The 21,764-nt window shown below is 73.2% G+C and carries 21 protein-coding genes and 2 tRNA genes; 9 read left to right on the forward strand and 14 right to left on the reverse strand.

Annotation, left to right across the window (positions count from 1 at the left end):
* Window positions 1-36 precede the first annotated feature (36 nt).
* A complete protein-coding gene (locus ACIBW6_RS04270) occupies window positions 37-1,443 on the forward strand; it encodes an amidase (RefSeq protein ID WP_399056504.1) in 1,407 nt (468 codons plus the stop codon).
* A gap of 144 nt (window positions 1,444-1,587) precedes the next feature.
* On the opposite strand, the gene ACIBW6_RS04275 is transcribed toward ACIBW6_RS04270, so the two are convergent.
* The gene (locus ACIBW6_RS04275) at window positions 1,588-2,097 is read right to left on the reverse strand and encodes a DUF3830 family protein (RefSeq protein ID WP_399056506.1); all 510 of its coding nucleotides are present in this window, start codon (window positions 2,095-2,097) and stop codon (window positions 1,588-1,590) included.
* Between the two features lie 109 nt (window positions 2,098-2,206).
* Here ACIBW6_RS04275 and ehuB point away from each other — a divergent pair, with 109 nt between their 5' ends.
* From ehuB to ACIBW6_RS04300, 5 genes are all read left to right on the forward strand, one after another.
* Window positions 2,207-3,112 (forward strand): ectoine/hydroxyectoine ABC transporter substrate-binding protein EhuB, encoded by a 906-nt coding sequence (gene ehuB, locus ACIBW6_RS04280; RefSeq protein ID WP_399056508.1) that lies wholly within the window; start codon window positions 2,207-2,209, stop codon window positions 3,110-3,112.
* Window positions 3,109-3,858 (forward strand): ectoine/hydroxyectoine ABC transporter permease subunit EhuC, encoded by a 750-nt coding sequence (gene ehuC, locus ACIBW6_RS04285; RefSeq protein ID WP_399056511.1) that lies wholly within the window; start codon window positions 3,109-3,111, stop codon window positions 3,856-3,858. Before ehuB ends, ehuC begins: the two co-directional genes overlap by 4 nt.
* Before the next feature lie 47 nt (window positions 3,859-3,905).
* Complete coding sequence (gene ehuD, locus ACIBW6_RS04290; protein WP_399057644.1) at window positions 3,906-4,523, forward strand: ectoine/hydroxyectoine ABC transporter permease subunit EhuD; 618 nt, start codon at window positions 3,906-3,908, stop codon at window positions 4,521-4,523.
* Between the two features lie 34 nt (window positions 4,524-4,557).
* Window positions 4,558-5,328, forward strand: a complete 771-nt coding sequence (ehuA, locus tag ACIBW6_RS04295; RefSeq protein WP_399057646.1) for an ectoine/hydroxyectoine ABC transporter ATP-binding protein EhuA — start codon at window positions 4,558-4,560, stop codon at window positions 5,326-5,328.
* Between the two features lie 171 nt (window positions 5,329-5,499).
* The gene (locus ACIBW6_RS04300) at window positions 5,500-6,270 is read left to right on the forward strand and encodes an IclR family transcriptional regulator (protein WP_399056513.1); all 771 of its coding nucleotides are present in this window, start codon (window positions 5,500-5,502) and stop codon (window positions 6,268-6,270) included.
* 156 nt (window positions 6,271-6,426) lie between these two features.
* Here ACIBW6_RS04300 and ACIBW6_RS04305 read toward each other — a convergent pair.
* From ACIBW6_RS04305 to ACIBW6_RS04325, 5 genes are all read right to left on the reverse strand, one after another.
* Window positions 6,427-6,500, reverse strand: a tRNA-Lys gene (locus ACIBW6_RS04305).
* 61 nt (window positions 6,501-6,561) lie between these two features.
* On the reverse strand, window positions 6,562-8,229 hold the full coding sequence (locus ACIBW6_RS04310) for an AMP-binding protein (protein WP_399056515.1): 1,668 nt from the start codon (window positions 8,227-8,229) through the stop codon (window positions 6,562-6,564).
* Window positions 8,230-8,349: 120 nt separating this feature from the next.
* Window positions 8,350-8,946: a lytic polysaccharide monooxygenase gene (locus tag ACIBW6_RS04315; RefSeq protein ID WP_399056517.1), complete on the reverse strand. Its 597-nt coding sequence runs from the start codon at window positions 8,944-8,946 to the stop codon at window positions 8,350-8,352.
* Between the two features lie 217 nt (window positions 8,947-9,163).
* Window positions 9,164-10,375 (reverse strand): SPFH domain-containing protein, encoded by a 1,212-nt coding sequence (locus tag ACIBW6_RS04320; RefSeq protein WP_399056519.1) that lies wholly within the window; start codon window positions 10,373-10,375, stop codon window positions 9,164-9,166.
* Window positions 10,376-10,538: 163 nt separating this feature from the next.
* Window positions 10,539-11,831 (reverse strand): peptidoglycan-binding protein, encoded by a 1,293-nt coding sequence (locus tag ACIBW6_RS04325; RefSeq protein WP_399057648.1) that lies wholly within the window; start codon window positions 11,829-11,831, stop codon window positions 10,539-10,541.
* A 225-nt stretch (window positions 11,832-12,056) separates the two neighbouring features.
* On the opposite strand from ACIBW6_RS04325, the gene ACIBW6_RS04330 reads away from it, so the two are divergent.
* Both ACIBW6_RS04330 and ACIBW6_RS04335 read left to right on the forward strand, forming a co-directional pair.
* A tRNA-Lys gene (locus tag ACIBW6_RS04330) sits at window positions 12,057-12,130 on the forward strand.
* 208 nt (window positions 12,131-12,338) lie between these two features.
* Window positions 12,339-13,031, forward strand: a complete 693-nt coding sequence (locus tag ACIBW6_RS04335; RefSeq protein ID WP_399056521.1) for a FadR/GntR family transcriptional regulator — start codon at window positions 12,339-12,341, stop codon at window positions 13,029-13,031.
* Between the two features lie 294 nt (window positions 13,032-13,325).
* Here ACIBW6_RS04335 and ACIBW6_RS04340 read toward each other — a convergent pair whose 3' ends face one another.
* On the reverse strand, window positions 13,326-13,997 hold the full coding sequence (locus ACIBW6_RS04340; RefSeq protein ID WP_399056523.1) for a class F sortase: 672 nt from the start codon (window positions 13,995-13,997) through the stop codon (window positions 13,326-13,328).
* Between the two features lie 11 nt (window positions 13,998-14,008).
* Window positions 14,009-14,566 (reverse strand): hypothetical protein, encoded by a 558-nt coding sequence (locus ACIBW6_RS04345; protein WP_399056525.1) that lies wholly within the window; start codon window positions 14,564-14,566, stop codon window positions 14,009-14,011.
* Window positions 14,567-14,782: 216 nt separating this feature from the next.
* Between ACIBW6_RS04345 and ACIBW6_RS04350 the strand changes: the two genes are divergently transcribed.
* The gene (locus tag ACIBW6_RS04350) at window positions 14,783-15,562 is read left to right on the forward strand and encodes an HAD-IIA family hydrolase (RefSeq protein ID WP_399056527.1); all 780 of its coding nucleotides are present in this window, start codon (window positions 14,783-14,785) and stop codon (window positions 15,560-15,562) included.
* 28 nt (window positions 15,563-15,590) lie between these two features.
* On the opposite strand, the gene ACIBW6_RS04355 is transcribed toward ACIBW6_RS04350, so the two are convergent.
* The 6 genes from ACIBW6_RS04355 to ACIBW6_RS04380 form a co-directional block, all read right to left on the reverse strand.
* A complete protein-coding gene (locus tag ACIBW6_RS04355; RefSeq protein ID WP_399056529.1) occupies window positions 15,591-16,649 on the reverse strand; it encodes a 2-aminoethylphosphonate ABC transporter substrate-binding protein in 1,059 nt (352 codons plus the stop codon).
* Window positions 16,650-16,709: 60 nt separating this feature from the next.
* On the reverse strand, window positions 16,710-17,507 hold the full coding sequence (locus tag ACIBW6_RS04360; RefSeq protein ID WP_399056531.1) for an ABC transporter permease: 798 nt from the start codon (window positions 17,505-17,507) through the stop codon (window positions 16,710-16,712).
* Entirely contained in the window at window positions 17,494-18,399 is a 906-nt protein-coding gene (locus ACIBW6_RS04365) for a 2-aminoethylphosphonate ABC transporter permease subunit (protein WP_399056534.1), read from the reverse strand. Before ACIBW6_RS04365 ends, ACIBW6_RS04360 begins: the two co-directional genes overlap by 14 nt.
* Complete coding sequence (locus ACIBW6_RS04370; protein ID WP_399056536.1) at window positions 18,392-19,495, reverse strand: ABC transporter ATP-binding protein; 1,104 nt, start codon at window positions 19,493-19,495, stop codon at window positions 18,392-18,394. Before ACIBW6_RS04370 ends, ACIBW6_RS04365 begins: the two co-directional genes overlap by 8 nt.
* A gap of 148 nt (window positions 19,496-19,643) precedes the next feature.
* Complete coding sequence (locus ACIBW6_RS04375) at window positions 19,644-20,423, reverse strand: GntR family transcriptional regulator (RefSeq protein WP_399056538.1); 780 nt, start codon at window positions 20,421-20,423, stop codon at window positions 19,644-19,646.
* 410 nt (window positions 20,424-20,833) lie between these two features.
* Window positions 20,834-21,646, reverse strand: a complete 813-nt coding sequence (locus ACIBW6_RS04380; RefSeq protein ID WP_399056541.1) for a hypothetical protein — start codon at window positions 21,644-21,646, stop codon at window positions 20,834-20,836.
* Window positions 21,647-21,764: the final 118 nt, after the last annotated feature.

Raw genomic sequence — 21,764 nt, forward strand, 5'->3', positions numbered from 1 at the left:
TGATCCGTGGCGCCGCGCCACGGGGTGGAGGGGCGGATGACGAGCGAGCTCACCGGACTGACCGCGCAGGACCTGCTCGACGGCTACCGCAAGGGGGAGTTCAGCCCCGTCGACGCCGTCCGGGCGGTACTCGCCCGGATCGAGGAGACCCAGCCGCACCTGAACGCGTTCGTCCGGGTCGACGCGGCCGGCGCGCTGGCCGCCGGCGAGGCCAGCGCGCGGCGGTGGCGGCGCGGCGAACCGCAGGGCCTGGTGGACGGTGTGCCGGTGTCGGTCAAGGACCTCCTGTTGCAGCGGGGCGAACCGGCGCTGCGCGGGTCGCGCACGGTGCCGGTCCGGGGCCCGTGGGACGAGGACGCACCGGCCGTGGCGCGGCTGCGGGAGCACGGGGCCGTCTTCACCGGCCGGACCACGACCCCCGAGTTCGGCTGGAAGGGCGTCACCGACTCGCCGCTGTCGGGGGTCACCCGCAATCCGTACGATCCCGCGCGCACCTCCGGCGGGTCGAGCGGCGGCAGCGCCGCGGCGGTCGCCGCCGGTGCGGGGCCGCTCTCGCTCGGCACGGACGGCGGCGGCTCGGTGCGCATCCCGGCCGCCTTCTGCGGGATCTTCGCGCTGAAGCCGACGTACGGGCGGGTCCCCCTCTATCCGGCCTCCGCGTTCGGGACGCTGGCGCACGTCGGCCCGATGACGCGCAGCGCGGCCGACGCGGCGCTGATGATGGACGTGATCAGCGGCCCCGACCCGCGCGACTGGTCGGGGCTCGCCCCGGCGGCGGGCAGCTTCCGGGCGGGCCTGGGCGACGGGGTGCGCGGCCTGCGGGTGGCGTACTCGCCCTCGCTCGGTGGGCAGGTCGCCGTGGCGCCGGGGGTCGCCGCGCGGGTGCGGGAGGCGGTGACGCGGCTGGCCGGTCTCGGGGCGTACGTCGAGGAGGTCGACCCCGACTTCACCGACCCGGTCGAGGCGTTCCACGTGCTGTGGTTCAGCGGTGCGGCCCGGGTGGTGCAGCGGCTGCCCGCGGCGCAGCGGGAGTTGCTCGACCCGGGGCTGCGGGAGATCTGTGCGCGGGGCGCCCGTTTCAGCGCGCTCGACTATCTGGCGGCGGTGGACGCGCGGATGGCGCTCGGGCGGCGGATGGGCCTGTTCCACGCGACGTACGACGTGCTGCTGACGCCGACGCTGCCGATCACGGCGTTCGAGGCGGGGGTGGAGGTGCCGCGGGGGTCGGGGCTGCGGCGGTGGACGGGCTGGACGCCCTTCACGTACCCGTTCAATCTGACGCAGCAGCCTGCGGCGTCGGTGCCGGTCGGCCTCGCCGGGGGCTTGCCGGTGGGGTTGCAGGTGGTCGGGGCGCGGCATGCGGACGGGCTGGTGCTCAGGGTTGCGCATGCGTTGTACGAGGCTGGGGTGGCGGGGGGTTCGGGCCCGCCGCCCGGCGCTTGAGGGGAGGGGCTCGGCTCGGACCCCGCGTCCGGGCTCAGGCCACGGGGCTCCGCCCCGGACCCCGCTCCTCAATCGCCGGAGGGGCTTGCTTTCCCGGACCCCGCTCCTCAATCGCCGGAGGGGCTGATTCTCGCCGGGCGAGCGCTAGACCCGCTTGAATCCGAGCGTTTCACCCACCGCCCCTGCCCGCCACAGGTCCTGGCACGCCGCCGCCATCTCGTCCAGGCCCTCCACCACCTGCCCCCACACGATGCCGGGCACCCACCCCACGTCACCGTTGAGGAGCAGGTTGTTGCGCTCGTAGAACAGCGCGAGGTCGATGACGGGGGCGCCGGCCGCGAGGGAGGCGCCGGCGCCGTAGCCGTACGACTGGGTGCCCAACTGCGTTCCGTTGAAGGAGAAATAACAGAGGTCGCCCGGAATGGGAGTGACCGTCGGATTCTCCAGCGGTGGCTCCTGTTCCGCGAATGCCGGGAACAGGGCGTAGATCTCGTTGCGGGCGTATTTGGCGTGGTAGACGTCGGAGACGAGGGGCAGGGCGTCCCACACCGCCGCGCAGGTCAGCGGCGCGCGGTCGGCGAGGAGTTTCGCCGTGCAGGCCACCCCCCGCTTGGCCAGGGAGACTTCGATGAACCGGTCCGTTGAGTCAGCCATGCCCGCCATGGTCTGCCCCGCTCACCCCGGTGGGTCAAGACCGCATCCCCCGGGAACGCGGCGTGAATTGATCGGCATACCTTGCGTCGGGTCGGGTAGCCGCGCGCCCATGGCTCCACCAACTCAGATACGTAGAAACGAGACTCCGGAGAGACGCCCTCTTCGCAGACGGTCGCTACTGATCGGCGCGAGCGCGCTCGGCGCCCTGGGCACCCTGGGAGCGGCAGGCTGCAGCCGGGTGCCGGACGGGGACACGCTCGCCCGCCTCAAGGGGCAGGGCACGGTACGCCTCGGCATCGCGGGTGAGGTGCCGTACGGGTACATCGACGACGACGGCGAGTTCACCGGCGAGGCGGTGGAACTGGCCAAGGTCATCTTCAAACGGCTCGGTGTCGGCCACGTCCAGCCGGTGGCCACCGACTTCGCCTCGCTCATCCCCGGCCTGAACACGCAGCAGTTCGACGTCGTCTCCGCCGGGATGTACATCAACAAGGACCGCTGTCAGCAGGTCATCTTCGCCGACCCGGAGTACCAGATGCTGGACTCCTTCATCGTCCGCAAGGGCAACCCGAAGAACCTGCACAACTACGCCGACGTCGTGAAGGCGAAGGCCAGGTTCGGCACCGGCACCGGGTACGCGGAGATCCAGTACGCGGTCGACGCCGGGTACAAGGAGTCCGACATCGTGATCCTCCAGGACCAGGTGGCCGGGCTCAACGCGGTGGAGGCGGGACGCATCGACGTCTTCGCGGGCACCGCCCTCACCACCCGCGAGGTCACCAAGAAGAGCCGCAAGGCCGAGCACACCGAGCCGTTCGCGCCGACGGTCGACGGCAAGAAGCACGTCGACGGAGGCGGCTTCACCTTCCGGCCCACCGACACGAAACTGCGGGACGCCTTCAACGTCGAGATCCACAAGATGAAGAAGAGCGGCGAACTGTTCCGGATCCTCCAGCCGTTCGGTTTCACCAAGGCGGAGATGACGACGCTGACCGCCGAGGAGCTGTGCCGATGACCGCCGGACTGTGGGAACACTGGGTACTGCCCGGCATCTGGATCACGATCCAGCTGACCGTCTACAGCGCGGCGCTCGCGACCGTGGTGGCCTTCGGCGTCGGCACGGCCCGCACGCACCGGCTGTGGATCGTACGGTTCGTGGCCGGCCTCTACACCGAGATCTTCCGCGGCACGTCCGCCCTGGTCCTGATGTTCTGGATCTTCTTCGTCCTGCCGCAGCTCGCGGGCTGGTCGCTCGTCCCGATGTGGGCCGCCGTCCTGGCCCTCGGGCTCTCCTACGGCGCGTACGGGGCCGAGATCGTGCGCGGTGCCCTGAACGCGGTGGCGCCCGCGCAGCGCGAGGCGGGGGTCGCGCTGAGCTTCACGCCGTGGCAGCGGCTGCGGCTGATCCTGCTGCCGCAGGCCGTGCCGGAGATGATCCCGCCGTTCTCGAACCTGCTGATCGAGCTGCTCAAGGGCACCGCCCTGGTCTCGCTGCTCGGCATCGGCGACGTCTCCTTCGCCGCGTACCTGGTGCGCCTGGCGACGACGGAGAGCACGGAGATCTACTCGCTCACGCTTCTCATCTACTTCGTCATCGCGTTCCTGCTGACCCGCGGGATGCGGGCCCTGGAGCGCAGGACCAAGGCAGGGATCGGGCAGCGGCCCGAGAGCGGGTCCGGTGTCATGCGCAAGCTCAGCCTGCGCCAGCAGAACGAGACCGCCCAGCTCCCCGTGGGCGGCGGAGGAGGTGCCTCCCTGTGATCACCACAGCCGCGACGAACTGGGACTGGTCCGCGGTCGGCGACTTCATGCCGCACTTCTGGGACGGCCTCCTCGTCACTCTCCAGGTCCTGCTGTACGGCTCGCTGATCTCCTTCAGCCTCGGCCTGGTCTGGGCGCTCGCCTTCCGGGCGCCGACCCGCTTCGTGCGCTGGCCCGTCGGGCTCATCACGGAGTTCATCCGCAACACCCCGCTGCTGGTCCAGCTCTTCTTCCTGTACTTCGTGCTGCCCGAGGCGGGCATCCAGTTCTCCGCGCTGACCACCGGTGTCGTCGCGATCGGCCTGCACTACTCGACGTACACGGCGCAGGTCTACCGCGCGGGCATCGAGGCCGTGCCGGCCGGCCAGTGGGAGGCCGCCCGCGCGCTGAGCCTGTCCTACCGCAGGACCTGGACGGCGGTCATCCTGCCGCAGGCGGTCCGCCGCGTCGTGCCCGCGCTCGGCAACTACGTGGTGGCGATGCTGAAGGACACCCCGCTGCTCGCGGGCATCGGCGTCCTGGAACTGCTCCAGCGCTCGCGCCTGCAGGCGGCCCAGACGTTCCAGTACACGGAGGCCCTCACGGTCGTCGGTGTCGCCTTCATCGTCGTCTCCTACCTTGCGTCCCTTCTCCTGCGATCCCTGGAGCGCCGTCTTGTCCACTGATGCGAACCTCTCCAAAGACCAGCCCAATCCCAAGGTGGACGGCACGGAACTGATCCGCTTCGACAAGGTCGTGAAGCGGTTCGGCGGCAACACGGTCCTGGACCAGCTCGACTTCTCCGTCGCGTCGGGCAAGCACGTGACGCTGATCGGCCCGTCCGGCTCCGGCAAGACGACGATCCTGCGGCTGCTGATGACGCTGCTCAAGCCGGACGAGGGCACGATCAGGGTCGGCGGCGAGTACCTCACGCACGAGGAGAAGAACGGCAAGCTGGTGCCGGCCGGCGAGAAGCACATCCGCGAGGTCCGCAAGAACATCGGGATGGTCTTCCAGCAGTTCAACCTCTTCCCGAACATGAAGGTGCTGCGCAACGTCATGGAGGCGCCGGTCACCGTGCTCGGCCTCCCCAAGGACGAGGCGGAGCAGCGGGCCCGCGAGCTGCTCGACCTGGTGGGGCTCGGGGACCGGTGCGACGCGTATCCGACGCAGCTCTCCGGCGGCCAGCAGCAGCGGGTGGCGATCGCGCGGGCGCTCGCCATGCGGCCGCAGGTGCTGCTGCTCGACGAGGTGACGTCGGCGCTCGACCCGGAGCTGGTGGCGGGGGTCCTCGACGTCCTGCGGGACATCGCGCACACCACGGACATCACGATGCTCTGCGTGACGCACGAGATGAGCTTCGCCCGGGACATCTCGGACCAGGTCCTGATGTTCGACGCGGGGCGGGTCATCGAGGCGGGCACCCCGGAGAAGATCTTCAACGAGCCGGATCATGACCGGACCCGGGAGTTCCTGAGCGCGGTGCTGTGACCAGGCAGGCGCGTGCCGGTTCGTGACTGTGGCATATGCCAGGGTGGCGCGTTCCTGCTGAGAGGCACGGAACGCGCCGCCAATCTCCCCAACCTCCGTCCCTTTCGGGGGTGTTGACGGCTATCGTGGACGAAGCCAGCTGTCCGGAACCGATCCTTGCAGGGGGATGCCGTGGCGCTGAAGCACGAACCCGATGTGTCGTCCCACCGGCCGCACCGGTCGGTGCAGTACGCCCTGAGGACGCTGGAGGCCGTCGCGCACGGCGGCACCGGGGTCACCGAGGCCGAGCTGACGCGCGAGACCGGGCTGCCGGCGGAGCAGCTGACCGCGCTGCTGCGGATGCTGCGCCGCGAGGGGTACGTCCAGCAGACCGCGGACGGGGCGTACGTCACCGGGGAGACGCTGGACCGGATCGGCTCGGCCGAGGACGGGGAGGCGGCGCTCACCGCGAAGCTCCAGGTCACCCTGGACGCGTTGCGGGACGCGGTGGGCGCGGCGGTCTACATGAGCCGGTACATCGACGGGGAGGTCCGCATCACGCAGTACGCGGCCGGGCCCGGGGCGCCCGCGGTGAACGAGTGGGTGGACTTCCGGGTCTCGGCGCACGCCAGCGCCGTGGGCAAGAGCCTGCTCGGGCAGCTCGATCTGAACGGCCGCCGCGACCACCTCTCCCGGCACAAGATGGCCCGCCTCACCTCGCGCACCATCACCAGCGAGAAGGTGCTGCTCTCCAAGCTGGCCACGCAGCCGGCGACGGTCCCCGTCCTCGACCTCCAGGAGTACGCGGTCGGCACGGTCTGCGCCGCGGTCCCGATCACGGCGGGCGCCGCCGTGGGCTGCCTGGCGCTCTCCCTCCCCGTGGAACACGCCCACCGCCTCCACGAAGCGGCCCGCCACCTGAACAAGAGCGCGACCCCACTGGTGCTGTCCCTGACGATCTGACCCGGCCGGGAGGCGCTTGGCTGCGCGGGCGGACTGCGACCCGGCCCGTGGGGGTGTGGGTGGCGAAGCCCCCACAACGCGCGGCGCAGCCGCGCAAAAACAACAGTGGCGGGACCCGCTCGCGTATACCGCGAACAGATCCCGCCACCGACAACGTGCGCCGCCAGGGACTCGAACCCCGGACCCGCTGATTAAGAGTCAGCTGCTCTAACCAACTGAGCTAGCGGCGCCTGCTGACAGGAAAATAGTACCCGGTCCGGGAGGGTGCCCGCGACCAAGATCGCCGGGGGGTCAGGGCGCCGGGAGCAGCGCGGCCCGCCCCTGGTCCCGGTACACCCCGGCCAGGGCCTCGTACGCGTCCGGCGTCAGCAGCCGGTACGCCGCCTCGCCCGCCGGCCGCCACCACACCTGGCCCCCGCTCCAGAAGCCCGCGCGGCGCAGCTCCCCGCGCCGCACCTTGTTCGTCGCCGTCACCGGCATCCGCTCCACCACCCGTACGAAGCGGGGCGCCATCTTGGTGCCGAGGTCGTCCTGGCACCGCAGGAACTCCGCGAAGGCCGGCGGATCGAAAGCGGCCCCCGCGCGAAGCGCCACCGTCGCCATCACCTGGTCCCCCGAGACAGGGTCGGGCACCCCGTACACGGCGACGGCCGCCGCGTCCGCCCAGCGCGCGAGGATGTTCTCGATCATGGCGGGGGCGAGGTTCTCGCCGTCCACCCGGATCTTGTCGTCGCCGCGCCCGGCGAAGTACAGGAACCCGGCCGCGTCCCGGTAGAAGAGGTCACCGGTCCAGTACCACCCGTGCCGCCGGACCCGCTCCGCGTACGCGGCCTCGTTGCGCCAGTACCCCTCGAAGGACGAGCGCCCGCGGTTCACCAGCTCCCCGATCGCGGCGTCCCCGTTGACCAGCCGCCCGCCGGGGCCGAACACGGCGGGCGGGCACTCGGCCCCCGTCGCGGGGTCGAGCACCGCCAGGTCGTCGCCGGGCGCGGCGCGGCCGATCGCGCCGGGCGGGGTGTCGCCGGTCCGCTGCACGGCGGCGCCGCCCTCGGACGACCCGTACCCCTCGACGAGCCGCACCCCGAACCGCTCCTCGAACCGCGCCGCGTCCACCGCCCCCGCCTCGGTGCCGAACCCGACCCGCAGCGGGTTGTCCCGGTCGTCGGGGCGTTCGGCGGTGGCCAGGACGTACTGCACGGCCCGCCCCACGTACGTGAAGTACGTCGCCCGGTACCGCCGTACGTCGTCCAGGAACCGGGACGCGGAGAACCGCCGGGCCAGTGCCACGCCCGCCCCCGCCGCCACGGCCGGGGCCCAGCCGGCGATGACGGCGTTGCCGTGGAAGAGCGGCATGCAGATGTAGTGCACGTCGTCCGGGCGCACCTCGAAGGTGGCGGCCAGGGACCGTCCGGCGGCGGCGAGCCGCCCCTGCGTGCAGATCGCGGCCTTGGGGGCGCCGGTCGACCCGGAGGTGAAGTAGAGCAGCATCCGCGTGGCGGGCCCGACCCCCGCCGCGATCACCGGCTCCGCGCCCTTGTAGGGGGCGAGCAGGTCGGCGTAGGCGCCGCTGTCGGTGACGAGGACGCGGACCCCGTCCAGCCGGACACCGTCGAGCAGCGGCAGCCGGGCCCGCTCGGTGACGAGGACGCGGCACTCGGTGTGGGCGATGTCGCGGGCCAGTTCGGCGCCGCGCCGGGTGGGGTTGATCCCGGCGACGGCGGCCCCGGCGAGCGCCGCCGCGGCCAGCCACTGCGGGAACTCGGGTGTGTTCTCCAGCAGCACCCCGACGTGCGGCGCGGCACCGCGCGGCAGCAGACCGGCGAGGAGCGCGGCCCGCGCGGCCGCGCCCGAGGCCAGCTGGTGGTGGCTGAGGACCCGGTCCTCGAAGGCGAGCCCGGGCCGGTGGTCGCCCCAGCGCTCCTGGACGAGTTCCGCGAAGGTGCGCGTCGTCGGTCCCATGGCGGCGCACCATAGTTGACGCACCGTCAGAAGTGGAGACCTGCTACGTGCCTTGCCGCGCGCGACCCCGCACGCCGGCCCGCGACAGGACCGGCGCACGGGGAGGCCGCCCGCGAGGGATCAGAAGGTGACGTCCGAGCACGCGTAGAAGGCGTTCGCCGTGTCGGCGATCGTCCACACCGCGAGGATCACGTGGTGTCCGGACTTGCCGGAGGGCAGGGTGCCGGAGTGCGAGAGGGTGGCCGGCGGCTGGCCGCTGTAGGGCACCGTGAGGAACGGGGTGGTGTCCAGGGCGGCGCGGGTCAGCGGCTGGCTCTCGTTCCAGCCGTTCTTCGTGACGTAGTAGCGGAAGTCCGTGGTGGAGTGCCGCGCGGTGAACTGCCAGCGGAACGTGTAGCTCTGACCGCCCGTCACCTTGGTGGTCGGCCAGGCGGAGCCGTTCGGCTGCCGGGCCCCGTTGAGCTGCCCGAACTCGCCGTGGTTGCCGGAGCATATCTGCCCGTCGGCGGGGCCCGCGGCCGGGAAGCCCTTGGGGCCCTCGACGCTCTGCGGCTCCCACTGGATGTTGCCGCAGTTGGCGACGGTGCCGTTGGCACAGAGTTTCTGCCGGCTGATGGGCAGGTCGGTGTAGCCGTGGCTGCTCGCGCCGCCCGCGGAGAGCGCGAACGCCCCGGCGGTGGTGAGGCCGAGCAAGGCCGCGTAGATCTTCTTTCGCATGCTGCCGCTCCTGGGGGTGTGGGGAGTACCGGAAGCCGTGCGCACAGCGGTGCCGAGTGTTTCAGGTCTAGACCAACCCCCAATGTATGGCCGGGAGTTGGCCGTGTCCATACAAAGACTTGACCCGGTCTCGTACGGCACCGGAACGGACCGGCCGCCACGGCCCCGCACACCCCCGGGACCCGGCCCCCTCACCTCACCGGTGGTTCACCGCGGCTCACTCACCCCGGCCCGTGCAGAACGCCACCGTCAGGTCCTTCACGAGCGCCTTGCGCTCGTAGTCGTCCAGCTCGACCAGGCCCCGGGCCGTCAGCCGCGTCATCGTCTCCTCCACCGAGTCCACGACGGAGGTGAGCACGCCGTCGCGGTGCTGCGCGTCGAGGGCCGCGACCCGGCGGCGCCGCATCACCGCCGCCACCTCGGGCGCGTACTCGATCCTGGTCGGCTGCGCCGAGAAGATCTCGACGCCGACGCTCCCGACGTCCGCGGCGAGCCGCCGCGTCAGCAGCTCCCCGACGGCCTCCGCGTCGCGCAGCGTCGGCGCGCCCGGCTGTGCGGCGGCCGCGTCGGCGACGGGCGGCGGAGCGTCCACGGGCAGCTGCGACACGACCCGGGCGAGCCCCGCCTCCACGCACGCGCGCAGGTACTCCTCGTGGTCCTCGACGCCGAGCGTCGCCCGCGCCGTGTCCTTGACCCGCCACACGACGAGCACGACGACCCGCAGCGCGACCCCGTTCGCGTCGACCGCGGGCAGCGCTTCGCTGCGCCAGTGCCGCAGGCGTACGTCGACCCGGCGCCGCAGCAGCAGCGGGTTCACCCACAGCAGCCCCGACCTGCGCACGCTCCCCCGGTAGCGGCCGAACAGGGTGAGCACCCAGGCACGCCCGGCCCGGCCGCGCGCGAGGCCGCCGAGGCCGAAGAGGGTGAGCGCTCCGGAGCCCGCGAACGCCGCCCACTGCCGGACGCCGAGCCCCGCGCCCTCGTACCCGGGAAGCCCGGCCACCTCCGTCACGATCCGCGGCAGCAGGCCGGCCCAGCCCAGCGTCCCGGCGGCCCCGGCCAGGCCCGCGGCCCCGCCGAGGACGCCGACCGCGCCGGGCAGCACGCGCCCGCGCCGCTCCCCCAGTTCTGGGTCGACGGCGGGCACGGCCCGGTCCCGCGGGCTCGGCGGGGACGCGGGGCGGCCGCCGCCGGTTCCGGTGCCCACCACCGCGGGCCGCAGCGGCACGGCCACCGGGTCCGGGTCGTCCCGGAAGAGCAGGTGCACGGGGATCTCGGTGGTCGTCTCGTTGCGGATGACCCGGGTCCCGCGCAGCCCGAGCACCGCGGCCACCGCGTCGCCGCCGCCCGCCGTCCGCCCCTCGCCGGGCCCGTCCCCCGCCGTCGGCTCCTCCGCCACCTGTACCGGCTGTTCCGTCGTCGTGCTCATCCGCGCCTCCGTCCTGAGATCCACACCGCGTCCGTTCCTGCGTTCCGTGCTGCGCCGGGGCCGCGGCCGGGGGCCGGGCCGCGTCCGGGGGCCGGGCCGCGTCCGGGGGCCGGGCCGCGTCCGGGGGCCGGGCCGGGCGCCGGGCCGCGTCCGGCGTGCCGCGTCATGAGAAGAGCCGCCGCCAGGTCTCGGGCCCCGGATAGCCGTCCGCGGACCTGCCCCGCCAGCCCTGGGCGCGCTGGAACGCCTCCACGTTGCGCCGGTCCGCCTCGCTCCAGCGGGGGCCCGGCCCCTGGTGGTAGTACTTACCGAATCCTTTCTTCACGAGCTGCCTGCCGAGCTGCGTCACCGAGGCGTTGTGCGCGCCGGGCCGGAACTTCGCCGCCCCCGGGAACGCCGGCGCCCCGCCGCCCGCGCCCGCGCTCGGGATGTCCCGCCCCTTGCCGGTGAGCAGGTACGACCATGTCGTCGGCCCGGGCAGGCCGTCCGCGTCCCGGCCGGTCCACCCCTGGGCCTGCTGGAAGGCGCGCGTCGCCCGGCGGTCCGCCTCGCTCCAGCGCGGCCCCGGCCCCTGGTGGTAGAACCGCTTGCCGCCCCGCTGCACGAGCAGCCGCCCGAGCTGCGTGACGTACGCGTTGTCGGCGCCAGGCCCGAAGGACACGGGGCCGGGGAAGCGCGTGCCGGGCCTCTCCGGCGCGGCCGCCCCCGCGGTGCCGGCCGCCGTCACGCCCTTGGAGCGGTAGGGGACGTAGCGGCTCGAGTTGCTCCAGTACGCGTACGGGGTGGCCTGGCGGCGGGCGCCGGGGCGGGTCTGCTCGTAGGCGAGGTAGGAGGTGCGCGTGTAGTCGGTCCAGCCGCCGAAGATCGTGACGTGCGAACCCTTCTCCGGGTTCTTCGGGTTGTGGAAGAGCAGGATGTCGCCGGGTTCCAGCTCCTCCTTGGTGATGCGGGTGCCGAACTTGGCGAGGCTGCCGGTCCATTCGTTGCCCGGCAGGTCCCAGGCCATGGAGACGAAACCCGAGCAGTCCTGGCGGTAGCCGTCCTTCCAGAACTTGTTCATGTCGTACGGGACCTTCGCCTCGACCCAGGTCTGGGCGCGCTGGATGATCGCGGCGCGTGTCGTGCCGCGTTCGGCGGCCTGCTGCGCGGGCTGGGCGGCCTCCGTCGTGGGGCCGGGGTCCCCGTGCAGGGCGCCGGCGTCGCCCTGCGGGGTCGGGGTGGGGCTCCCGTCGCCGGGTCCGGGGTCGTCCGGTCTCTCCTCGTGGTGTTCGCCGGCGGCCGCGGGGGTGGCCTGGAGGCCACCGATGACGGTGCCGGCGGCCGCGGCGGCGACCAGCGCGTGCCGGGCGTTGATCCGGGTACGCACCGGGTGCGGGACCGCGCCGCGCCACTGGCGGCAGCCCGCGCAGTCGCAGTCGTCCGCCGGGGCGATCTCCTCGAAGACCGGCGGCTTCACGTGCCCCTCGCACCCGCTGCGCTCCATGCGATTCCCCTCACATTCCGGTGCCGTCCGTTGACCTGTCGAGCCACGTTGTCGCACGCGGAAAGCGTCTCAACTCTCTACGCAAATCGCATGTTGACGGTCCAAAAGATGGAAACCGGTATAAATCACCCTGCCCCTCGGCGCGTCGAGTGGTCACGAGCACCCCGGAGGGTCGGGTAAAGTTATGCAGGTCAGCACGCGCCGCTAGCTCAGTTGGTTAGAGCAGCTGACTCTTAATCAGCGGGTCCGGGGTTCGAGTCCCTGGCGGCGCACGTTGTCGGTGGCGGGATCTGTTCGCAAAAAGCGCGAACCGGTTCCGCCACCGTTTTTTCTGCGCGGCTGCGCCGCGCGCTGTGGGGGCTTCGCCACCCACACCCCCGCGGGCGGGGTCGCGGCCCGCCCGCGTGCTTCGCCAGTCTCGATCCCCTCGGCCAGGTTCAGCAGGGGCCCCGTGCAGGGGTGGGCCGCTACCGTGTGGGGATGGCGCGTGTCCTGCAGGAGCAGATCAAGAAGCTGATCGTCGACCGGCGGCTCCCCCCGGGGGCCTCGCTGCCCACCGAGCCCGAGCTGATGGAGCTGCTCGGCGTCAGCCGCAACTCCGTGCGTGAGGCGCTCAAGGCCCTCCAGGCGATGGGCATCGTCGAGATCCGGCACGGCTTCGGCACCTACGTGGGGCCGATGTCGATGGCGCCGATGATCGAGGGCCTCGCCTTCCGGACCGTCGCCGGGCACTACCGCGGCGAGGACAGCCTGCTCCAGCTCCTTGAGCTGCGCGAGGCCGTGGAGACCGGGCTCGTGGCGCGGCTCGCGGGCCGCCTCGCCGACGCGGACCTGGCCGAACTGGACGCCCTCGTCGGGCAGATGGACAAGGAGGCCGCGGCCCCGGACGGCACGGTCGCCGCCGCCACCGACCGCGCCTTCCACGCCACGCTCTACCGGGGCCTCGGCAACCCGCTGCTCGTCGAGGTGATGGAAGCGTTCTGGGAGGCGTTCCACCGGGTGCGCACCGACCTCGTGGACGTGCCGCAGGACCCGCGGGTGACGTGCCGTCAGCACCGGGAGATCCTCGACGCGGTGCGCTCCGGTGAGGTGATCCGGGCGGAACGGGCCATACGGGACCACTTCGGCAACATCCGTCGGCGCCTGGCCGCGACCCCGCAGCAGGACCAGTAGGAGCACGGCGCGGCCAGGAGCGCCCCCACCAGCCCCCACCAGCCCCGACCACGCACCGCTACGGCGCTCGCACCTGGCGTCAGACGCCCTCTAGGCTGACGGGCTCATCCGTTCTACAGTCGGTTCCGTGGCCCCGGACCTCGGCCCGCAGTCCAGCACGACCGGACGGACTTCCCGCACCTCCCGCGCCGACGCCGGATCACTCCCGCAATCCGCTGCGCGCGCGGTCGAGGACCAGCCCGGCCGGCGGCTCCGGGGGGAGCGGGCCGCCGGCCGGGTCAGGTGCCCCGGCGCTCAGCGCGGGCGCCCCGGCGCCTCGTCGACACCCGTCAGGTACGCGGAGACGACGACGTTCGCGGTGTACGTGCGCGACGTCCGGTCGAAGGTGCCGCCGCACGTGATGAGCCGGAGTTCGGCGCGCCCCGCCCGGTGCTGCCCGTACACCTTGTCCGGGTCGAACGTCTTGCGGGAGAAGACCTGGACGTCCTCGACGGTGAACTCCACGACGGAGCCGTCGTCGCGCACCACCCGCACCGTGTCACCGGAGGTGGCCTCGCTCAGGTGGTAGAAGACGGCCGGGCGGCTCTCGGTGTCGACGTGGCCGACGAACAGCGCGGTGCCGCTCTCCCCCGGCCGGGCCCCCGCGCCGTACCAGCCGACGACGCCCTCCTGGTCGTAGGGGGGCGGGTCGACGGCACCGCCGCCGTCCAGGCCGCGGGCGACGACGGGCGCCCGGATGTGCAGCGCGCCGATGTCGATGCGCCGCGGCTGCGCCGCCCGGACCGGCGCGTGGGCGCCGGGCAGCCGGACGGCGAAGGGCCGGCCGACGGCCGCCGCGTCGCCGGTGGTCGGCGAGGAGAGGTTGAGGTCGGTGATGCCGCGGCCCCACAGCCACAGGCCGAGCAGCAGCACCGTCCAGGCCAGGCCGGCGATGAGCCGTCCGGCGCCGTGCGAGCGGTCGCTCATGACGCGCCCCGCTACCGGGAGGACCGGCGGCGCCGGACGCTGCGGAAGGCCACGGCCACCGCGGCGATCGCGGTGAGCACCAGGCCGATGACGGCGTGCCGGGTGCCGGGCCCGTCCGAGACGGCGCGCGGGGCGGGGTGGGCGGCGAGCCGCGCCGCCGCGCCACCGCCGCCGGCGTGGACGAGCGCGGTGGGGGTCGGTGCGGGCGCGCTGCCGTGCGCCAGGACCCGGACGGTGCCGCGAATCGTGGTGTCACCGCCGTCGCAGGCCACCTCGACCGGGTACTCCCCGGCGGCCGTGGCGGAGTTCACCCGGGCCTCGGCGATCAGCGCGGGCCGGTCGGCGGCGGGGGCGAGGACGCCGGGTGCGACGAAGGCGGCGGAGCGGACGCGGCCCGTGGTGCCGTCGCAGCCGCTGACCCGCAGGTCGACGTCGGTGCCCGCCGCCACGGTGGCGGGGCTGACGAGGACCGATCCGCCGCGGTCGGCGGCCGGTGCGGTGGCGACCGGCACGGTCACCAGGACGACGGCCGCGGTGGCGGCACTCAGAGCAAGCGGACCTGCACGCATCGTGAACCTCCTGATAAAGGAAGGTTCACGCGTCCGGCCGGTTTCCGCATCCCGGGGGGGCTCGTGTGCAGGTCAGCGGCGTTTCCGCAGGTGAACCGGGTGCGTCCCGGTCCCGGCGGACCGGTCTCGGTCCGCGTCTTGTGCAGGTCCCCGGATCGCGGCCGGCATGAATACGATGGCCGTCCCGTAGATCGACAGGGTAGGAGCACGCATCCCATGACAGAGCCCAGGCCCATCGCATCGTGGCTGACCGACATGGATGGCGTCCTCATGCACGAGGGGGTGCCAATCCCGGGCGCGGACGCGTTCATCAAGAAGCTGCGCGATTCCGGCAAGCCCTTCCTCGTCCTCACGAACAACTCCATCTACACGGCCCGGGACCTGCACGCGCGGCTCAACCGCATCGGTCTCGAAGTGCCGATAGAGAACATCTGGACGTCGGCGCTGGCGACCGCCCGGTTCGTCGACAGCCAGCGGCCGAACGGCACCGCCTATGTGATCGGGGAGGCCGGGCTGACCACCGCCCTGCACGAGGCGGGGTACATCCTCACCGACTCGGACCCCGACTTCGTGATCCTGGGCGAGACGCGCACGTACTCGTTCGAGGCGCTCACCAAGGCGATCCGGCTGATCAACGGCGGCGCCCGGTTCATCGCCACCAACCCCGACAACACCGGGCCCTCGACCGAGGGCGTGCTGCCCGCCACGGGTTCGGTGGCCGCGCTCATCACCAAGGCGACCGGCAAGGAGCCCTACTTCGTGGGCAAGCCGAACCCGCTGATGATGCGCACCGGGCTGAACGCGATCGGGGCGCACTCGGAGACCAGCGCGATGATCGGCGACCGGATGGACACCGACGTACTGGCCGGTCTCGAGGCGGGGATGACGACCTTCCTCGTGCTGACCGGGCTGACCACCGAGGCCGAGCTGGAGCGGTTCCCGTTCCGCCCGACCGAGGTGGTCGACTCGATCGCGGACCTCGTCGACCGCGTCTGAGCGCGGCCGGGCGTCCGGGCGTCCGGCGTCAGCTGCCCGTCGCGGACTTCCAGTCCTCCACGTAGGACTGGAGGTTCGTGCCGATGTCCGCCCAGTCCGGCTCGAAGACCTCGACGCCTTCCATGATCCGGCCGAGGGCGATGGCGTTCTCGTCGGTGGCCCGGACGTCCTTGCGGGCCGCGAAGCCGCCGCCGACGGAGCTGACCTCGCGCTGCTGGGCGGTGTCCAGCATGAAGTCGAGGAGCTTCTTGCCGTTGGCGGTGTGCGGGGCGCTCTTCACGAGGCCGGCCGCGTAGGGCAGGGCGAAGGAGGTCGGCTTACCGCCGGCCTTCTTCGGGAACCAGATGCCGAGGTTCGGCAGGTCCTTGGACTGGGCGTAGTTCATCTGCACGTCGCCGTTGGCGACGAGGAGTTCGCCCTTGTCGACCTTGGGGGCGAGCTTGCCGGTGGAGGCGGACGGGCCGACGTTGTTGGCCTGGAGCTTCTTCAGGTAGTCCAAGGCCTGCCGCTTGCCGCCGAAGTCGTGCATGGCCTTGACCAGCACCGCGGTGCCGTCGCCCGCGACACCGGGCGTCGAGTACTGGAGCTTGTCCTTGTACGAGCCGGCGAGCAGCTGCTCCCAGGTGGTGGGGGCCTGCTTGAGCTCCTTCTTGTTGTAGACGAAGCCGAAGTAGTTCTTCACGACGGAGGTCCAGGTGCCGTCGGCGGCCTTGTCGGCGCCGTCGACCTGGTCGGCGCCGGCGGGCGCGTACTTCGTCAGCAGGTTCTTCTCGGCCGCCTGCTGGATGAAGGGCGGCAGGGTGACGAGGACGTCGGCCTGGGTGTGGGACTTCTCGCGGACGGCGCGCTGCACCATCTCGCCGGAGCCGCCCTCGACGTACTTGACCTCGATGCCGGTCTTCTTGGTGAAGTCCTTGAAGACCTTGTCGTACCAGCCGTCGCCGTTCTCGCCCTTGAGGCCGTCGGCGCTGTAGACGGTGACGACCTTGTCGTCGGCGGCGGCACCGCCGCCGCAGGCGGTGAGCGTGGCGGCGAGGACGAGGGCGCCGGTGACGGCGGCGCAGGTGGTGAGCGTGTTCGTGCGCATGGCGAGAGGAACTCCTGGCGGATTCGGGAGGGCGGGGCAGGGGCAGGGGCGGATCGGGCGTCAGCGGTATGAGGCCCTGGTGCGGATCCGGGAGAGGGCGAGCAGGACGAGCAGCGTCGCGGCCATCAGGACCACCGCGATCGCGGAGCCGGTGAAGAGCGAGCCGCGGTCGGTGATCGCGTAGATCTGCACCGGCAGCGGCGTCCAGTCCGGCGGGTAGAGCATCATCGTGGCGCTCAGCTCGCCCATGGACAGGGCGAAGCACAGGCCCGCGGCGGCGTTCAGGGACGGCAGCAGCAGCGGCAGCCGCACCTTCCACAGGACGTACGCGGGGCGGGCGCCGAGGGAGGCGGCGGCCTGCTCGTAGGCCGGGTCGAGGCGGACGGCGGCGGCCGACACCGACTGGTAGGCGAAGGCGGTGACGAGGACGGTGTGCGCGAGGACGACGATCCAGCGGGTGCCGTTGAGCAGCATCGGCGGCTTGCTGAACGCGACGAGCACGGCGAGGCCGACGACCACGGACGGCACGGCGACCGGCAGCATGAACAGGGCGTCCATGGCGCGGCGCCCCCGGGCGCGCAGGGTGGCCGCCGCGAGGGCGGCCCAGCCGCCGACGACCAGCGCGAGCACGCTCGCCGTGAGGGCGGTGACGAGGCTGGTGGTCAGCGCGGTCAGCGCGTCGCCGCTGGTGGCCGCCCGGTAGTGGTCACCGGTGAGGCCGGAGGGGAGCGCGCCCGACCAGTTGGTCGCGAAGGACGCGGCGACGACGACGAGCAGCGGCAGGGCGAACAGGGGCAGGAACAGGACGAGGAAGACCGCCCACACCACCCACCTGGCCTTCTTGCTATGCACCAGCACGGTTCGTCACCTCCCGGCGGACGACGGCGCGGCGGGCGGCCGCGCGGTACAGGCCGTACAGGCCCACGGAGATGAGGACGTTGACGACGGCGACGACGCAGGCGCCCGGGTAGTCGGACTCCAGGATCGCCTTGCTGTAGACGAGCGTCGGCAGGGTCGTGACGCCCTTGGCGCCGGTGAACAGGACGATGCCGAACTCGTTGAGGGCCATGACCAGGACGAGGCTGCCGCCGGCGGCGAGGGCGGGCAGCGCCTCGGGCAGGACGACCTGGCGCACGACGCGGGCGGGCCGCGCGCCGAGCGACGCCGCCACCTCCAGCTGGGCGGTGTCCAGGGCCGAGAACGCGGCGAGCAGCGGCCGCATCACGAACGGCGTGAAGTAGGTGATCTCGGCGAGCAGCACGCCCCAGGGCGTGGTCAGGAACTGGAAGGGGCCGCTGCCCGCGCCCGTCACGTCCGTCCACACCCCGTTGGCGAGGCCGGTGCGCCCGTAGACGAAGAGCAGGGCCAGCGTGATGAGGAAGGACGGGAACGACAGGAACACGTCGATGAACCGGGCGACGATCCGGGCGCCGGGGAACGGCACGAACGCGACGACCAGGGCCAGTACGAAGCCGAGGACGAGGCAGCCGGCCGTCGAACCGAGGGCGAGCCACACGGTCGTGCCGAGCGCGTCGCGGAACGCGGCGGAGGCGAAGACGTCCGCGTACGGCGTCAGGGACGTGCCGCCGGTGTCCGGCTGGAAGGACTGCCGGACGACGAGGCCGAGCGGGTGGAGGAAGACGAGGGCGAGGGCGGCGACCGGTGGCAGCGCCCAGAGCCATCCGCGTGCCCGGGGCCGGGCGGGGGCGGGGGACCGTGCCGGGGCGGGCAGGGTGGCGGCGTCAGCCATCCGCGCTCACCCCCGCCGTCAGCAGCACCGCGTCGTCCGGGGTGAAGTGCACGGTGACCCGCTCGCCGGGCGCGGGCGGCCTGCGCAGTTCACGCAGGTCGGCCTTGAGGCGGTGGCCGTCCACGTCGACGTGGAGCCGGTGCGTCGCGCCGCGCCACTGGACCTCGGCGACCTCGCCCGTCAGGGAGTTGGGCCCGTCGCCGAGCCCGACGAGGTGCGGGCGGACGCAGAGGGTGGCGGTGGCCCCGGCGGCGGCGCCCCGGGTGGGGACCGTCAGCTCGGTGCGGCCGAAGGACACGGTGTCCCGCGCCGCTGGTCCGACCGTCACCGGCAGGAGGTTGGCGTTGCCGACGAAGGACGCGGTGAACTCGGTGCGGGGCCTGCGGTAGAGGTCCTGCGGGGTGCCCACGTCCTGGAGCCGTGCCCGGTCCATGACGGCGATCCGGTCGGCCAGGGTCAGCGCCTCGATCTGGTCGTGGGTGACGTAGAGGATGGAGACGTCGGGCAGTTCGCGGTGGAGCCGGGCCAGTTCGGCCAGCATGTCGGAGCGGAGCCGGGCGTCGAGCGCGGAGAGCGGCTCGTCGAGCAGCAGGACGCCGGGGCGGATGGCGAGGGCGCGGGCGATGGCGACGCGCTGCTGCTGGCCGCCGGAGAGTTCGCGCGGGTACCGCTCGGCGTAGGCGCTCATGCCGGTCAGGTCGAGGGCTTCGGCGACCCGGCCCGGTATCTCCTTCTTCGGCACCTTCTGGGCGCGCATCCCGAAGGCGACGTTGTCCGCGACCCGCATGTGCGGGAAGAGGGCGTACTGCTGCACGACCATCCCGATGCCGCGCCGGTGCGGCGGCAGGTCCGTGACGTCGCGGTCGCCGAGGAGGACGCGGCCCGCGGTGGGCCGCACGAAACCGGCGACGGCGCGCAGGGCGGTCGTCTTGCCGGAGCCGGACGGGCCCAGCAGCGCCATCACCTCGCCGGGGGCCACGGTCAGGTCGAGGGAGTCGAGGGCGACGGTGTCGGTGCTGCCGGGATAGGCGACGGAGACCCGGTCGAACCTGATGCCGCCGCGGCTGTCGGATGGTCGGTCGGTCGTCTTGCTCACGGCGGCCACGCTCCTCGCGGCGGGTGTCCCGCAAGGGTCCGCACACCGACGGGACGGTGAACTGCCACCCAAGCTTGGCCTAGACCCGTTATTTTTCTGTGACCTCGCGCCCGGCTCGGCCGACGTCCCGACCACCGGGAGGACCCGATCAGCTCGTCCCGGTCTCCGTCCGCGTGCCCAGGCGCGTGGTGAACGAGAAGCGGTCCCCGCGGTACAGCGTCCGCACCCGCTCGGTGGCCCGGCCCTCGGTGTCGTACGAGACCCGGTGGATCAGCAGCATCGGCAGCGCGGGCGGCGTACCGATCAGCAGCGCCTCGCGGGGCGTGGCGAGCACCGTCTCGATGCGTTCGTCGGCGGAGCCGAAGGCGATGCCGAGGCGTTCGTGGACGTACGAGTAGAAGGACGAGTCGGGGTCGAACTCCGTCTCCAGGCGCGGCACCCGCGCGACGGCCACGTACGTGGACTCCAGGCCCACCCGCTCGTCGTCGGCGAGCAGCACGCGCTCCATGTGCCAGACGGGCTCGCCGCGTTCGAGGCCGATCTCGGCGGCGAGGGCGGGCGGGCACGGGAAGCGGTCCAGGCCGATGAGGTGCCGGCCCGGCCGCCTGCCCTGGCGGCGGACGCCCTCGGTGTACGAGGCCAGCGACAGCGGCTGCTCCAGCTTGGGGCCCGCGACGACCGTGCCCCGGCCCTGGCGGCGCAGGCGCCCCTCCAGCAGGAGTTCGCGCAGCGCCTGCCGGACGGTCTCCCGCGAGACCTCGTAGCGCACGGCGAGATCACGCTCGGTGGGCAGCGCCCGGCCGCCGTCCAGCGTGGCGATGAGAGCGACGAGCCGCGCCTTCACCGCGTAGTACTTCGGGATACGCCCGTGCTCGGGGATGCCGTCCCGCACGGGAGCGCCGGGTGCCTGGTCGTTCGGGTAGTCCACGCGAGGATGGTCCCAGACGGGGGTGAACGGGGGGCGGCGGGCCGCCGGGGGTGGGGGTGGAGTGCGGGGCGCGTCCGCCGGGGACGGGGGTGGAGTGCGGGGGCGGCGGACCGCCGGGGGTGGGGCGCGTCCGCCGGGGCGCCCGCGGCTGTCGTGCGGGGGCGCCGGGCCGCCGGGGGCGGGGGCGGAGTGCGGGGTGCGTCCGCCGGGGCGCCCGCGGCTGTCGTGCGGGGGCGGGGTGCGGGGCGCCGGGGTGGCCGCGGCTGTCGTGCGGGGCGCCGGGCCGCCAGGGGTGAGGCGGGGTGCGGGGTACGTCCGCCGGGGTGCCCGCGCTGTCGTGCGGGGGCGGGGGTGGAGTGCGGGGTGCGTCCGCCGGGGTGGTCGCGGCTGTCGTGCCGGGTGCCGGGTGGTCAGCGGCAGGGTGGCGTGCGGTGGCGGCGGGCCGCCGTCATCAGGGCCGCGCCCGCGAGGAGGAGGCCGCCCGCGGTGCATGCCAGGCCGAGGAGCGTGTCGCCCGGGCCCGTCGCCGCCAGTTCGGCGGTGTAGGACCGGCCCGGGGGGTCACCGGCCCCGCCGTCGCCGGCGTCCCCGCCACCGATGTCTGCGCCGCCGGTGTCCCCGCCGCCGTCCGGTGCCGGACCCGGGCCCGGCACGATGTCGAACGGGTAGTCCTTGGACTCCCCCACCCACGCACCGTCGTCCCCGCGGCGCTGCACGAGCGCGGCGGCGGCGACCACGTGGCCGGGGTCCGTGCCCGGCGCGAACCCGAGCCTGACCCGCACGGTGACCGTCCGTCCCGGGCCCGCCGAGAACCCCCGGAAGCCGTCGTCGAAGACGCCCACGTGGTCGCCCTGCCCGGTCTTCTCGAACCGCACCGGCCGCCAGCGCCCGCCGTCGTCGAACTCCAGCCGGATCTGACCGGACCGCAGCGTCCGCCGGTGGTCGGCGAGGACCAGGACGGGGTGCAGGGTGTCGCAGGCGGCGTCGGTGGTGTTGGTGAGGTCGAGCGTCCACTGCCGGGGCGCGCCGCCGGTGCGGTACTCGGCGGGGCCGTCGTGGATCGTGCTGGTGACCGGGAAGGCGCCGCCGTCCGACGCGGCCTCGCACGCCCGGCCCGCCGGCGACCCGCTCGCCCCGGCCGCCACCGGTACCGGCCCGGTCAGGCCGAGGACAGCGGTGGCGGTGGCGGTGACACTCAGGGCGAGCGTGCGGCGCAGTCGCATGAAGAGCCTTTGCTGGTCGCGGAGTCGGCGACCACCGCGGACCCGCGGGCACGGCGGCCGTGGCCGAGGAATCTGCCACGCCCGCGGCGGCCCGCCCGCCACGACACGACCCCGTAGG

It is taken from the genome of Streptomyces sp. NPDC049813 (assembly GCF_044465085.1).
In the GTDB taxonomy this organism is placed as follows: domain Bacteria; phylum Actinomycetota; class Actinomycetes; order Streptomycetales; family Streptomycetaceae; genus Streptomyces.